The sequence below is a fragment of the Halorientalis persicus genome (assembly GCF_900110215.1).
GTDB classification, from domain to species: Archaea; Halobacteriota; Halobacteria; order Halobacteriales; family Haloarculaceae; genus Halorientalis; species Halorientalis persica.
In genome coordinates this window covers 36,662-49,481 of the sequence record NZ_FOCX01000009.1, presented here as the reverse complement: position 1 = coordinate 49,481, position 12,820 = coordinate 36,662, and the positions used below count along the sequence as shown (strand labels likewise).

Genomic DNA, 12,820 nt, shown 5'->3' with positions numbered 1-12,820 from the left:
TCAGTACAGAGGCTGTACTGACTCGATGGAAATTCTGCTATCCCATGAGAGCGTGAAACAAGTATGGGGCGCAAGAGACCGACATTCGCTCCGTGCCTCAGAGCACGTTGTACTGACTGGTCCACGTGCGTAAGAAGCCGAGAACTGGGCGTGACAGCCCGGGTGCCGCGCGTCGCGGCACCCGGGAAAGCCCGTATAGGTGAGTCTCTGTTTCACGCACTGGCGTCCCGGAGCGACAATCCATGTTCCTTGGAATTGACGTTCACAAGCGGTACGCACAGGTGGCAGTAATGGATGAAGCTGGTGAGATCGTCGAAGAGGTTCGCGTCGAAAACGCGAACCTCGACGACCTCGCCCAGCGCTATGCTGGAGCCGAAGCTGCGATCGAGGCGACCAGCAATTACTACCACATCCACGATACGCTGTCGGAGCATTTGGATGTGACTGTTGCCAGTCCTGGCAAACTGAAGCTGATCGCTAATGCAGACACGAAGACTGATCGCGTTGACGCAAAAGAGTTAGCGCGGATGGTGCGGCTGAATTCAGTGCCGGAAAGCTACGTTCCGACTGATGAAATCAGGGAAGCCCGCGCACTCGTGCGCGGGCGACAAAAGCTGGTTCAGAGCCGCACCGAGTACGCGAACAAGATCCACGGGTTGCTGGCCGATCAGGGCCTCACGCGAAAGGTGAAGCCGCTGAGTGTTGAGGGACGAGAGTTCCTGCGGGAACTCTCGCTCCCGGCACCATGGGACGAATTGTTGGCTTCGTATCTCACGATGATCGAGACGCTGACCGAAGAGATTGACCGACTTGAAGCCGCGATCGAAGACCGCGCTGGGTCTCTGCCAGAGACCCAGCGCTTGATGACGATTCCCGGCGTGAGCTACTACTCAGCACTGATGATATACGCCGAATTAGGCGATATCAGCCGGTTTGATGGGGACAAAGCAGTGGTGAGTTACGCTGGGCTGAACCCGGTGATCCGCAAGTCTGGCGACTCGCGGTTCGAGGGTGGTATCTCGAAACAAGGGTCAGGACGGTTACGGTGGATTCTCGTTCAGTGTGCAAGAACAGCTGTCCATACCTGTGATGATGAGTACCTACGTCGGTTCTACGACCGGTTAGCAGGAAGGAAAAGTTCGAACGAGGCGATTGTCGCAACCGCGCGGAAGTTGCTGGTGTCAATCTACCATATGCTTGACCGAAAGGAGGTGTATGATCCCCCAGGTGTGAGCGCCTGAGCGCCGCCGAGCAGGCGGCGCTCATGGCTGGTTCGCGGACCGCACCAGCCACAGCTACCGCACACGATGTCTCCGCCTGTCAGCTGTTGAAAGTGGTGCCCGGTTACCGTCTGTCGGTTTTCTCGTTCAATAGGTCGGACGTCTATGAAGTCCAAAACACTATGCGACCAACGGTGGTTAGATCAGGTAGCAGAATTTCCATAGGTGAGCGATCCAACCACCCATGATCGGAAGGCAACTCCATGCGAGATCTGTTCCCTGTATTCAGCAGCATAATTTGAAAATCAATGTAGACTAGTACGACCTCTAGTAACAGACTGCTAGGCGAACGGTACACCGATAAACCCTGAGGCGAGGACTCAGCAGTCGTATTCTCGCACCCTCTCGGCAGACCCAGACGCCCGCAAAAAGGACACACGGCCAACTCTTGCGTGACTTCAGTGTCGAGTTCCACCAGTGCCAGGTTGATGTGTGCGCAGGCGGCTGACTCCAGCGCCAGCATGTATAACTGGGCCAGCTATGTCTCAATGATGTCGAGGTCGGTCCCGTCAGCCATCGGATGGTACCTAGGTGGAAGACTTGATGTGAATTCAATCATTAGTCAGGGGGTATGACCGACACTAACCAGCCCTCCCCTCGGATATACACTGCGGGGGCGATGCGTGAAGATGGTGAACATGCGGAATGGCGGCGTAGCGTACAGGGACAGTTCGACGACATTACATTCTACCATCCGGAAGGGTTCAGTCACGAGCATAGCGGGTTCCGAGTCGGTGGTGCGGTATCAGAAGATATAGCAGCAATTCGCGCCGCTGATGGCCTTGTGGCCTACATTACAGAGACACCGCAAGTCGGAACAACAACCGAAGTTCTCCACGCCGTCCATACTGGCACACCAACACTGGTCCTCTTCAATTACGATACGGACGAGTCGGGGTTAATTGATGGGAAAATCTCCTCAGACGATGACGATTACGAGTTTCAGGAGCTCAGATATCCGACTGAAGTGGACCCGATTCAGGTGAGAGGGCACGCCACTGACCACTGGTTCCTCGTGAACTACCTCGTGGGCGATAGCAAGCCCCAGAGTACACAACCAGGCGAAGTGGAGGGACATCTACCCGGCGAGATTCAGCGATGGCCTGGCGTTCGCGAAGCGACGGTGATGGCGATTCCCGATGAAGAGGACCTTCAGAGAGCGGTGTATAACTGGATCGAATCGGAATTTGGCGTTGACGCTGCCTCCTCACTAAATTAAATCCGGAGTGACATAACATCTCTGTGTATCGAATCTCAACGCCAGACCGGTAGTAAAAGATCTGTATCGACCGATTCTAGCAGCACGGATTCCACCCCTACGTGCCGGAATCGTGCCCTGTATTCACCTATGGAAACGCTGCTACCTACACAAACCACCGTTTGAAATAAAATAGTTCTGCCGTCCCGGGATCTGCTTCTTTCCCAGCCGATAGGCGGCCCAAATCGTCATGCGGTGCGGTTGCTGTCTGGCAATAGCAGCTGCTAACGGTGGGCCTCGGCCGGCCACTGAGGGTCGCCCGGTCGGCGACCCTCAGTTCCCTCGTCTCTGCGATCACTCAACGGTCATCACTGCCGGGGGAGACGATCTTGTGACTCGGGACGCCAGCACGTGAAGCAGAGCTTCACCTATTCGGGCTTTCTCGGATGCCGCGCCGCGCGGCATCCGAGCTGTAGCGCCCATGACTCGGCTTCTTTCGCGCATGGACCAGTCAGCACGACGTGCTCTATGGCACGGAATACAGGTCGGTCTCTTGCGTCCCATGCTTACTTCACGTTCTCCAGGGATAGCAGCGTTTCCATCGAGTCAGCACAGGGCACAAATTCCCGGCTGAGCCCCAGAACAGCCTGAGTTTGTCTCCCCTGCTGGCTGGAGGCTGATCACCATGAGTACCGACGAGCAACGCGGCGACCCATCGCCAAAACGTTCTGACTACCCAGATAATGACATTAAATGTGAACATCGAAACGCCCAACAGTCCGGCGCGATTTTCGCCGGACAGCAGTGGCTCGAAACCCGCCCAGTCATGTAGGAGGGGGAACAGCGATGACCGCTGCCGAGACAACGTTCAGGGCCGAGAAGCAGGCAGATCTCGCCCGTCGCGCCGCCCGTGAGTTCGATTCGATCCCCCTTCGGAAGCAGGTCCGGGACGACATCCAGGACGACCCCCAGCTGGGCCATCTGTTGGACGCCGTCGCTCACCTGCGGTGTGCTGTCCACGAGCGTGAGCAGGAGACCGGCACCGAGTCAATGCTGTACCGTGAACTGGAGACCGCCCAGAACGGAGTTACCGGCTACGCCGAAGACTCCCGGATCAGCGAGATCATCGCGCAAGCCTGCGCGACCGTGATCGAAGACGGCGCCGAGTGGGGCCGGAGCGATTCGCTCGATCAAGAGCATATCGACGAGGCCGTCACCGAGGCCCGCCAGTGGCTCAGCCAGCACACCGACATCGCCGGGCGGTTGGACCTGCTCGATCTGGTTCCAGATCCGCCAGAGTGTGACGGGTCCAGCCGGGTACGCGTGACCTTCATCCCACAGACCTGGCACAAGGGCCGTCTCGTTCCGGCCGAGAAGCGCGAACATTTCGTCGTCCCAGCCGAGGATGCGACTGACGAAAGCGGAAGTCTGTACGACGACGGGTCCTGCAAAGCCAAACAGCTCTGGGCACACGACAACGCGCCCGAGCAGGCCAGAGACTGGGAGGGGCCGTTCACTGTCACACTCGATTGGGTCTGACAATTCTGCCGCCATCTGTTTGTTCTCCCCCGGTTGGGTGGAGGATTTCGTTCATGGCCACCGACTCAGCAGAGGCGACCGACGAACAGATCGAGATCAATCCAGTTGAGTGTGAGTTCTACCGGGCCTGTACGGAACCGGCCCAGTACGAGTTCGAGGCACTCGTTTTCGAAGTCGGCGTCACGCAGGTCCGGGCGTGTCCCGGCTGTACTGCAGAGTTCCTCGCTCCCGAGCGGAATCGCCACGTCGCCGAGGTTCGAAAGCTCGACCCCGCCGAGCGGTGGGAAGCCGATGGCGCGTGAGCGTACGCGTGGCCGGTTCGTCCTCGTGGGCTGTGGCGATGCGAAAACTGACGAGCCTGCTGAAGCTCGCGACCTGTATACATCGTCATACTTTGTACTCAAACGTCGCTACGCCGAGGCTGCCGTCCCGTGGTCCAGAACAGCCGACAGGCGGGCGAACACCTGGGCTGTTCTCTCCGCCGAACACGGGATTTTGCCCGCCCGGATGGAGACAGCACCGTACGACACGACGATCGACGACCTTCGCGACGTGCCCATCGACGGCGAGCCGCGAATCGAATTACCATCAGGCGATGCCATCACGACGAAACTGGATCGGTGGGCCCGCCGGGTCCACTCTGGGTTGGCCGACTGGCTTCGTCGACCGTTCCGTGCCGATCAAGAAGAGTCGCCCTGCCGGGAGCGGGTCGTCCTCGCTGGGGGCGACTACGTCGACGCGCGTCTCTTGTAGTTATCCTCGGTTACTATATTCGTGACAATAGCAAAAAAATAGTGCTCCCAATCGGGCAAATGCAAACTTTTCCGGCCGTATAAAGCGCGTCTCGTTGGACTGATCAAAGTCTGTATCGGCTTTATCTGTCACTATCACAATCAAGCATCGGCTGGCTGCAATACCGTACAAAATATGATTCAGAGATCAGTAGTTTGTGCGGACCAAGATGCTCATCGTTTCCTTCTTTACTACTTATAAGACCAATGTTGACGAAAAAGGCTAAATATAATCAGAAACCTATACAGTTACGAAAATATAAATTGATTACACTTCAGGCCAGCAATCTTGTTAACGGCTAATGGTTATTATTTTCGTGCTCTTTTGATAGTTGGAGAGCATCATAGGTGCAATCAGTAATCTTTTTAGAATAGTCACTATGATGTTCAAAATGATTACAATCGCCATGTTCTGCTGTATCTTGTCCGTAAGTACCCAACATCGGTGACGGAGCACCTTCAATTACCCCTCTACTCCAAACTTTTCCAAGGGCGTGATCCTTGGAATTGCCGTCGTGGCCCGAATTATTTAGAATTTGAGATTGTATCTCGTCGCATACGTCTGCTGATAAATAGCCATGCAGGGCCTCATGAACTGCGTTGTGGCCGAACCCGTAACTCGCATCAGAGTAACGGAAGTTATCTTCAGATATAAACGCGTTAGCTCTATCGGTCCATGCGCTCCCCGTTGAATAGGCAACCCAGTCTGAACAGCTCAGGACCCACAGATATTGTTCGTGCCCGTATATGGTTTCTTCATCAATTGTTTCGTTGGCGTCTTCTTCCTTATTATTACAGGAGATGTTTGTGTTTGAGTCAATTTTCCAAACTCCGGTCGATATACCAGTGTTTTGGTATACTTTTTCTAGAGCATCACGGACAGCATTATATGCTGCGTCCCATCTTTCCTTGTCGGTCCCGTTCTCCTTCATGACGTTGACAACTAAATCTGCAGGACCAATTCCGTCTTGGAACCTTTCGTACGTGACATAATCCCAACTCATTGTGATACCTCCATTCTATTAGCTGCTTTGTGAGCGGTAACCTGACCATGATTTCTTATAATGATCCTCGGTGTGACTGTTGCCTCAACCGACTCATAATTATATACGACAGGTTTCTTGTCAGTATTTTCTGGTACCTTTTCTGGAGGGATAGAAAGTTCCTTCCGTAGCTCTTCGACATTTGCATCGGTTTTTTCCTTTTGGCGAACTGATATTTCCACAGTCAGGGGATTAAGTTCCACTTCGATCTTATCTCCTTCTGGTGGTTCCTGGGCTAGCTCTTTCATGATATCACCATGATTAATATTTCCGAAATCAGCCTGTCCCAACTTCACCCCCTGTCTTGGGTGTAGAGAATTCCCTAAGGTGGTAGGGAGAAACTCAGCATTGGACACTACGCTTCGATTCTTGATTCCGGAGAACATCTTTTCATGTAGTTCATGACTAGGAACCCATCCGTTGGCCATCTGGAGATCACCTAGCGATTTATCTTGTACCCGGTCAGAATACAGAATTACCCTGTCTTCATTGACCTCATATTTCGGTGGGGTACACTCATTGATGATTTTGGGCTCACCGTCCGCCGAATTAATAGTAAAATCCACTCCGAAATCCTGAAATTTTCCTCTCCCGGTTTCCTGTTGATTCTTAATGGCTTCTTTTGCCGGAGCTGCTGAACCAGCACCGGACATCAAAACAGCTCCCGTACCGAGACAGGAAGCATCCTTTAGTATTTGCCTGCGAGACCGCGATGAATTATTGTCATCTGCTCCCCCTTTTCTTTTAGTATTTCTGCTTGGCATACAGGTAATTCAAAATGCGGGTCCCTAATAAACATTGCTACTCCCCCACATATCTGTGGTTTGATCAGATTAATACAATGAATGAATTATTTGAGTGATTGTCCGCAAGGTTAGATTACCATGTTATCCTAATCTATCAGATTCGGTAGCACCTGTTCTAATTATATTTGGAAAAGTCAACCTTCATATCTGCCTGAACCAACTCACCATTCTCCTTAATACACGGCAGATCCTTATTTTGATCAAATTTATAGTTTTGATTCGAATCTCTGAACGCTACCACCCGAATATTATACTCCGAATTTAATTCTTTATCTAGTTTAATCTTCAAACCATCTTGGTTAATTTCCTCGTTACCAGAGCTATTCTGTATCCCAACACCAAGAATCGATCCGTTGATCATGGCGACAAATAGTGTTGAGTTGGAACTATTTGCCACATACCCAACTAATATTTCGTCATTATCCCATGCATTTGCTGATTCAGGTCTAACAAACGAAACACCTTCCACCCCACACCTAATACCGTCAGAAGTATTCACACTATAGTTTCCGTCAAATTGCTTACTTGATTGGCCATCGTTTGCTGGCAGAAAAATACACCCTGAAATGATGACAAGGGTGATTAACGAAAGTTCTAACTTTCCCATGGTTGTCTTTTCTATTATTAATGTTAAAAATTTTGTGCTAGCATTTTCCCTCTAATAAAGTTTCCAAGAAGGATGAATTTCTTCATCTACCCATTGGTTGTGAGATCTCACCTAAAAAGGTATAAATTGAGAGATACCGTTGGGAGTTAGAATGACCACAGAGCATTAGCCTCAGGCGTCCCCCTCCAGTCTAAGGCAATAGTCGCTTCTTCTCCTTCGAACCCAGTAGGTACATATCTCTCAAGCCAAGCACCACGCGTTTTTCTTGGAGGACTTTCGGGGGAGTAATCTGGTTTAACGCGGTCAGGGTACTGGACTGCAGAGTCTCCATACCCCCGTCATCGTAGGACTCGCCCGAAATTTAGATTCGCCAATCGTTGTTAGTGAGATATCGCTCGTACGTCGTAGTGTTCGTCGCAGTAAAGAGGATTGCCACAAAAGGTCGGGTCTCCGGAAGGTACTCAGCATCCGGATGGCGCTTGACCTTTGTTGGAGAAATATCGAACTTCAATAAGGAGACAGTAGCTTCGAGTTCAAGCGGGAAATCCTATGATTCAGTTATCTGATCCTGTTCACCGGTATCATCCGCTGAAGGATCTGAGTCTTGATTCGTGGAATCATCAGACCCAAAGTTACCAATACAGCCAACCGTTAGCATTGGCAATATAGCATGAATAGTTCGACGGCGCCTACTTCTGTGTTTTTTAGAAGGGCAAAAACGGTATTGGACTTTTCATCCCTGAAGAACGCGCCTCGAGCTTGGGGCTCGGTCAATGATCTGAGTTAGCTAATCGCAGGTGAGAATAATGCCAGACACAGAAACGTCCATCCCGAACTCGGGGCCAGACTACTCCGGGCCGGAACACGATCCGCTTCCGTGTGAAACGAGGACTGTTCATCGAGGGTGCCGGTACTGGTAGCCTCTTGCTCACGTAGAAAGCGACAACTTCTATCAGCGGAGACACCCGGTCGTTTGTCTCTTCCCAGTCGGGCGAGGGATGACCCACCAGACACGCTCGGTTCCGGCACAGACAGCATCGTTCCAGCACTGACATCGTCCCACCTGCGGGTGCCCAATCCACGCTGACGGCGAGCCCTTCACTGCCCCCCTCGGCCTCCGGTTCGCCGAGCACGTCACTGTCGATCCGGTTCCTCGCGAGACGGCTGCGGCGATCTACAAGGCACACCACTCCTACATGGATTCGTTGCCGTCGGTGAATATCGTTCACCACAGCGTCCGCTTCCAGGGGAATCTCGTCGGGGCAATCACCTACCGATACCCCCTGATCTCGAAAAAGCGGATTCGCTACCGGACTGGCGGCCAGCTGGCACCCCAACCTGTGACCATCGAGGAGGACCTCCCTCGGGAACTCCGACCGACTGCCCGGCGGATCCTCGACGAGATCGACCCCAACCAGATCGTCGACGACGAGGTCGTCGCCGGCGACACGCTCGTCGAGGCCGCCCGGATCTGTCTCGGTGTTCGGATGCCCAACCTCGCCTCGGCGGCGCTCGCGCGGTCCCAGGAACGGTTCGTCGCTGACACCGCTGACCGGGAGGGGACGCGGTTCCTTCTGACGTGGGTACGTGCCGACTACGACGGCGCCATGATCCGAGCCCTCCGAGACAAGGGCTGGACCTGTACTGGGTTCGCCGAACCGAGCGAGGCCAGCAACCGCGAGGACAAGGCGATAAGGAAGCGCTGGAAGTGGCGGTTTCTCTGTCCCATCGAACAGGTGAAAGAGCAATCCACGCTCGACTCCTGGACATGACCCAACAGACCGACCTAACTGCCTTCTCGACCGAGGCAGAATCCAACGACAGCATCCGTGCAGTCGCAGATTATCGCGTCGACGACGCCCACGCCTACGATGCGGATCCTGATACGTCAGCGACCCTGTGTGGCTCGCCGATTCCGTCCGGACGCTTCCACGTCGTCCTCGATCCAAGCCACTACGACAAGAGCTGCCCTCGCGAAGAGCCGCTCACACCGGGCGTGTACCTCTGGTACAATGCCAACGCCGAGTTCCAAGACGCCCCGAGCGAAGTCGCCGCCTCGGATGCACAGCTCCGCGAAGCGGTGGAAGCGGCCTGGGACGCGATCACAACGGTATGCGACGACATAGAGCCCGTCGTCGGCTTCCACTCTGGTGTTCGCTGGTCGTCGCTGAACATCCACATGGCTGATCGAGAGCGGGGCGACAAGCGGCGCGTCCACTGTGGTTACGACGGTGTGGCTTGTCCCGACCGCGACCGGGAGACGACCCTCCAGCACGGCTTTGCGTCGATTCGTCTGTTCGGAACACCTGTGGATTCGCTGATTTGTACGCCAGATCCCCGTCTCGGCTTGGATAGAATTGACTCTATTTTAACATCAATCGGCTGATAGGAGTGGTCTGCTAAATACAGACAAAGCACTTACCGGAACCGCCGGAGATCTTAATCATGAAGCGGCGGCAGTTCCTTCGTATTACTGCGGGTGGGGGAATCGGCATTCTGGCGGGCTGTTCCTCTACGGACAGTAAGGAGTATGCGACAATGCAGGAATTCAGCTTCGTAAACACAGAATCTACAGAGGTCACAGTAGAATTACGAATAGAACGCACTGATACCGATGAAGTAGTCCATACGGAGACCCGCGAATTGACGGTTGACCCTGATTGGATTATGGTCGATTGTGTCTGGCCAGATGCACCAGTAACAGTAATGGCCCGTCATGAAGATGGGGAGTGGAATAGTTTCAATACAGAAGATAAAGACGGCTGTGTAAGTGTCATAGCTGAAGTAGGGGACCAGGAAACATCATTTTACGCGCATAACGCTGAGTGTCCGATTGATAGCTCGAGTTGCCATACTGATTAGTCCGCATACGCACTGAGCGGTTAGAGATCGCGTGTGGTTACTGCTTGACAGTCGGTCAGTGCAGAGACTGCGCTTCACAGATGTTGAGCGCCTCTCACAAGAGACACTCGATAATCCGTGGGTCACTCCACCACGTATTTCGCGAGTGTTGTCTCTAGGGTTGTGTCGTCCCGGCTATTTAGGCAGTAAACTGGTAGTGGTTCCTCAGAGCCACGCCATACGATACGTAAAATATCTCCCTCAGTGAGCGGACGATCTGCAACGGTAACATCACTGACTGTAAACTCATCGCTAGGTGTGACCGGGAACGCACCAGCGGTAGTTGCGAGCGGATATGTTTCGGTAGTATCACCAGTGTCTGCTGAAGCGAGTAGCATAAGAGAATCTGTCCATTTCGTGGTTAGAGTATCTCCCTCGATGTAGTGCACTGATGCCGACTCCGTTGTCTCATTATATGTGGTGTTGAATTCGGCGACGGGGCCGTTCTATGATAAACCGTCACTACACGGTCCTGGAAAGGCACCAGTAGTGACTGACGCGGTGACGACCAGAACCAGACAGGCACCCATTCCTACGAGTATTTTCGCCCCACTAAGTCTCGTCCGTAGTGCTGGCCAATCTACCATTTATTGGTAACTATAACTTTGTATATGTATATATTTGGCCGCTACTGGTTCTCCTCTCTGCACACTGAAGGTAAATATGCATCTACACTGAGCAGGCTATTCATTCCAGCAGTCTTGAAATGAACTACTCTAGAGACTGTTCTCTCACGCCCTTAACTGCAGTGTAAACATCCAAACACTACTGCGGAACACTACTAGCGTAGTGCTGAGTCTCAATCCAGTGCGCCGAGATGGGTTGCTGCCTCACGTGCAATCTTGTCAACGGTATCGGCCGCAAGATGCCCTTCTTTCTCTTGGATATCGGCGTGTTTGATTGTAACGAGGACCCACGGGTTGACGTAACTGGCACGGGGGAGCCCACCACTCGTGAAATCTGCAGATCCGAGTGGGATTGCATCAGACCGACGTGTCGTCGTTACAACTGCATAGACGGCTTCTTCCTCACGAAATGGGGGATCAGAGGTGCTCAGGCAGACATACGGGCGATAGTCGTGTGGGCCCAGAAGATCTGGCCCCTTTACGACAGTCCCTCTGGCATACGACTGGTCGGTCATCCGTCGGTCTCACCGTAATAATCATCCGTCGTTGACGTGGAACTCGCAGCCCCCTGTGCCGCGTATGAGGCAAGTCGGTCGTCTGCTGCGATTGCCCAGTAGCGCCCTCGATGTCGCACCAGTCCGCGTTCTTCTAACCGAGACAGAACAACACCGACGCTTCCCCGGGGGATATCCGTTGCGTCGTGTATTTCGGTCTGGGTAAACGCCTGATCGTCATTGGTCGCCAAAAAGGTGAGAATCGTGTGGGGCTGTGTTCCCTCTTGGATATCAAGGGCATCTCCGGCCCCGTTCTCAAATCGATCAATGTTGATTGGCATGTGTAATAGACTGTTGTAAGATGTAATAAGTCGTTTGGTGAGTGGCCATTCTGCACGCTTGTTGGCTGGCAAATCCAATTACACCACCTCAACTAGGTAGGGAGGTTGTCTGGGCCTAATGGTACAGAGTAGGTCGCAGCACACTGGGTCGCCGCAAGTTGGGTAGCGGCAAATTGGGTAGCGGCAGATTGGGTCGCTGTACCGCGGTTGGAGGACAGAGGACCCACCACCGTGTCCGGAGTTGGCACTGCGGGACTGCAGTGGCTCCTTACCGGCCACTCACAACTCCCAGAGACAACACACTCAGACTCCTATCGGTGCTGTCGTGGGGCCGTGCGGGGCTGTGTGGTGCGGTTGCGGTGCTGTTGCGGTGCGGTCACGGATCCCCCCGAACCCGGCTGTGCCGTTGGTGAGGGGGGATGGACCGCGTCCGGCGCGCGCCAGCGCGCCGTAGCGTACTTTGCGGTGCGGTCGCGTTGCAGTGCCCTCGCCTGCGCTCCTGGCGTGTTCCGGCCACCGAACGGCTGGATGGCTGTCTAGCGAAGGGTACGGAAAGTGGGTGAGGGACGCGGCAGGCCCAGTGAAGCGCCCACAGGCGGCGGTTGCCCCGCCGGGCTGTGAGCGAGAACCTCCACGTAGCCGTCGCGTCAGGCGTTCGGTGTGGCGGACTGTCCGGCGCAGACAGGCGTTGGCATCGCTTCGCTCTCCAGATCGGAGAGGTGTGAGTGCTAGCGAAGGCGACATCGGGAGAGGAAAGCTCCCGACGCGGCCGGTGCCAGCGGGATCGGAAGATCGAGACGAGGACTGTCGGTGAGTCAGTCGGGCAGCTGACTGCGACATCTCCTCTCGATCCTCCACTTCCCCCGCAGCTCCCCAACTCGAATCGCGTTTGGCACGAGGGAACATGGAGTGCATGGAAACAGGACCGAGTTGTCTACGCGTTTGAGGGGGAGTAGCTACGAGCGAAGTGCCTGCTCACCGGAGCTTTGCATCGGGCGTCGCGTAGCCAGCGTCGTCGTGGGCCGTGTCGAGCGCGAGATCGTCGCGTTGCTCGGCGTCGACGGCACGGTCGTCGAGGTGGTTGTCGCGCGAGTCGTTCAGCATAAAACAGCGCGGAGCCCCCTTCCTCAACGAGCAGCGCAGAGAGACCGCAGTCTCTCAAGCAGCGCAGTAGGGAGGGGAGGAGCGCGTCAC

Annotated in this window: 15 protein-coding genes; 9 read left to right on the top strand and 6 right to left on the bottom strand. The window is 54.3% G+C overall.

Annotation, left to right across the window (positions count from 1 at the left end):
* Positions 1–242 precede the first annotated feature (242 nt).
* From BMX17_RS11170 to BMX17_RS11150, 6 genes are all read left to right on the top strand, one after another.
* The gene (locus BMX17_RS11170) at positions 243–1,241 is read left to right on the top strand and encodes an IS110 family RNA-guided transposase (RefSeq protein WP_092660012.1); all 999 of its coding nucleotides are present in this window, start codon (positions 243–245) and stop codon (positions 1,239–1,241) included.
* Positions 1,242–1,851: 610 nt separating this feature from the next.
* On the top strand, positions 1,852–2,499 hold the full coding sequence (locus tag BMX17_RS11165; RefSeq protein ID WP_092660010.1) for a hypothetical protein: 648 nt from the start codon (positions 1,852–1,854) through the stop codon (positions 2,497–2,499).
* Between the two features lie 664 nt (positions 2,500–3,163).
* Entirely contained in the window at positions 3,164–3,310 is a 147-nt protein-coding gene (locus BMX17_RS26075; RefSeq protein ID WP_170845392.1) for a hypothetical protein, read from the top strand.
* Between the two features lie 14 nt (positions 3,311–3,324).
* The gene (locus BMX17_RS11160) at positions 3,325–4,017 is read left to right on the top strand and encodes a hypothetical protein (protein ID WP_092660008.1); all 693 of its coding nucleotides are present in this window, start codon (positions 3,325–3,327) and stop codon (positions 4,015–4,017) included.
* Between the two features lie 53 nt (positions 4,018–4,070).
* Positions 4,071–4,319 carry a hypothetical protein gene (locus BMX17_RS11155; RefSeq protein ID WP_092660006.1) on the top strand — a complete coding sequence of 83 codons (249 nt, stop codon included), beginning with the start codon at positions 4,071–4,073 and terminating at the stop codon, positions 4,317–4,319.
* Positions 4,309–4,770 (top strand): DUF6884 domain-containing protein, encoded by a 462-nt coding sequence (locus tag BMX17_RS11150; protein WP_244514986.1) that lies wholly within the window; start codon positions 4,309–4,311, stop codon positions 4,768–4,770. Before BMX17_RS11155 ends, BMX17_RS11150 begins: the two co-directional genes overlap by 11 nt.
* A 337-nt stretch (positions 4,771–5,107) precedes the next feature.
* Here the strand turns inward: BMX17_RS11150 and BMX17_RS25100 are convergent, their stop codons facing one another.
* From BMX17_RS25100 to BMX17_RS25090, 3 genes are all read right to left on the bottom strand, one after another.
* Entirely contained in the window at positions 5,108–5,812 is a 705-nt protein-coding gene (locus BMX17_RS25100; protein WP_139203483.1) for a hypothetical protein, read from the bottom strand.
* Complete coding sequence (locus tag BMX17_RS25095) at positions 5,809–6,615, bottom strand: hypothetical protein (protein ID WP_139203482.1); 807 nt, start codon at positions 6,613–6,615, stop codon at positions 5,809–5,811. Before BMX17_RS25095 ends, BMX17_RS25100 begins: the two co-directional genes overlap by 4 nt.
* Positions 6,616–6,772: 157 nt before the next feature.
* Positions 6,773–7,264, bottom strand: coding sequence for a hypothetical protein (locus tag BMX17_RS25090; protein WP_139203481.1), 492 nt, complete (start codon positions 7,262–7,264; stop codon positions 6,773–6,775).
* 1,076 nt (positions 7,265–8,340) lie between these two features.
* Here BMX17_RS25090 and BMX17_RS11140 point away from each other — a divergent pair.
* Genes BMX17_RS11140 through BMX17_RS25085 form a run of 3 tightly spaced genes read left to right on the top strand, consistent with a single transcriptional unit; the run spans position 8,341 to position 10,126 of the window.
* Complete coding sequence (locus tag BMX17_RS11140; protein WP_394327904.1) at positions 8,341–9,036, top strand: hypothetical protein; 696 nt, start codon at positions 8,341–8,343, stop codon at positions 9,034–9,036.
* Positions 9,033–9,650, top strand: coding sequence for a hypothetical protein (locus tag BMX17_RS11135; RefSeq protein ID WP_092660002.1), 618 nt, complete (start codon positions 9,033–9,035; stop codon positions 9,648–9,650). The genes BMX17_RS11140 and BMX17_RS11135 overlap by 4 nt, the downstream gene beginning before the upstream one ends.
* A 59-nt stretch (positions 9,651–9,709) precedes the next feature.
* Positions 9,710–10,126: a hypothetical protein gene (locus BMX17_RS25085; RefSeq protein WP_139203480.1), complete on the top strand. Its 417-nt coding sequence runs from the start codon at positions 9,710–9,712 to the stop codon at positions 10,124–10,126.
* An 838-nt stretch (positions 10,127–10,964) separates the two neighbouring features.
* On the opposite strand, the gene BMX17_RS11130 is transcribed toward BMX17_RS25085, so the two are convergent.
* From BMX17_RS11130 to BMX17_RS27290, 3 genes are all read right to left on the bottom strand, one after another.
* Positions 10,965–11,306 (bottom strand): hypothetical protein, encoded by a 342-nt coding sequence (locus BMX17_RS11130; protein ID WP_092660000.1) that lies wholly within the window; start codon positions 11,304–11,306, stop codon positions 10,965–10,967.
* The gene (locus BMX17_RS11125) at positions 11,303–11,626 is read right to left on the bottom strand and encodes a helix-turn-helix transcriptional regulator (protein WP_092659998.1); all 324 of its coding nucleotides are present in this window, start codon (positions 11,624–11,626) and stop codon (positions 11,303–11,305) included. Before BMX17_RS11125 ends, BMX17_RS11130 begins: the two co-directional genes overlap by 4 nt.
* A 975-nt stretch (positions 11,627–12,601) precedes the next feature.
* Entirely contained in the window at positions 12,602–12,730 is a 129-nt protein-coding gene (locus BMX17_RS27290; protein WP_280141383.1) for a hypothetical protein, read from the bottom strand.
* Positions 12,731–12,820 lie beyond the last annotated feature (90 nt).

What these genes read in the sequence shown, in the direction of transcription:
- BMX17_RS11170 (WP_092660012.1), top strand. Translation starts at nt 243, where the DNA reads ATGTTCCTTGGAATTGACGTTCACAAGCGGTACGCACAGGTGGCAGTA.
- BMX17_RS11165 (WP_092660010.1), top strand. Translation starts at nt 1,852, where the DNA reads ATGACCGACACTAACCAGCCCTCCCCTCGGATATACACTGCGGGGGCG.
- BMX17_RS26075 (WP_170845392.1), top strand. Translation starts at nt 3,164, where the DNA reads ATGAGTACCGACGAGCAACGCGGCGACCCATCGCCAAAACGTTCTGAC.
- BMX17_RS11160 (WP_092660008.1), top strand. Translation starts at nt 3,325, where the DNA reads ATGACCGCTGCCGAGACAACGTTCAGGGCCGAGAAGCAGGCAGATCTC.
- BMX17_RS11155 (WP_092660006.1), top strand. Translation starts at nt 4,071, where the DNA reads ATGGCCACCGACTCAGCAGAGGCGACCGACGAACAGATCGAGATCAAT.
- BMX17_RS11150 (WP_244514986.1), top strand. Translation starts at nt 4,309, where the DNA reads ATGGCGCGTGAGCGTACGCGTGGCCGGTTCGTCCTCGTGGGCTGTGGC.
- BMX17_RS25100 (WP_139203483.1), bottom strand. Translation starts at nt 5,812, where the DNA reads ATGAGTTGGGATTATGTCACGTACGAAAGGTTCCAAGACGGAATTGGT.
- BMX17_RS25095 (WP_139203482.1), bottom strand. Translation starts at nt 6,615, where the DNA reads ATGCCAAGCAGAAATACTAAAAGAAAAGGGGGAGCAGATGACAATAAT.
- BMX17_RS25090 (WP_139203481.1), bottom strand. Translation starts at nt 7,264, where the DNA reads ATGGGAAAGTTAGAACTTTCGTTAATCACCCTTGTCATCATTTCAGGG.
- BMX17_RS11135 (WP_092660002.1), top strand. Translation starts at nt 9,033, where the DNA reads ATGACCCAACAGACCGACCTAACTGCCTTCTCGACCGAGGCAGAATCC.
- BMX17_RS25085 (WP_139203480.1), top strand. Translation starts at nt 9,710, where the DNA reads ATGAAGCGGCGGCAGTTCCTTCGTATTACTGCGGGTGGGGGAATCGGC.
- BMX17_RS11130 (WP_092660000.1), bottom strand. Translation starts at nt 11,306, where the DNA reads ATGACCGACCAGTCGTATGCCAGAGGGACTGTCGTAAAGGGGCCAGAT.
- BMX17_RS11125 (WP_092659998.1), bottom strand. Translation starts at nt 11,626, where the DNA reads ATGCCAATCAACATTGATCGATTTGAGAACGGGGCCGGAGATGCCCTT.
- BMX17_RS27290 (WP_280141383.1), bottom strand. Translation starts at nt 12,730, where the DNA reads ATGCTGAACGACTCGCGCGACAACCACCTCGACGACCGTGCCGTCGAC.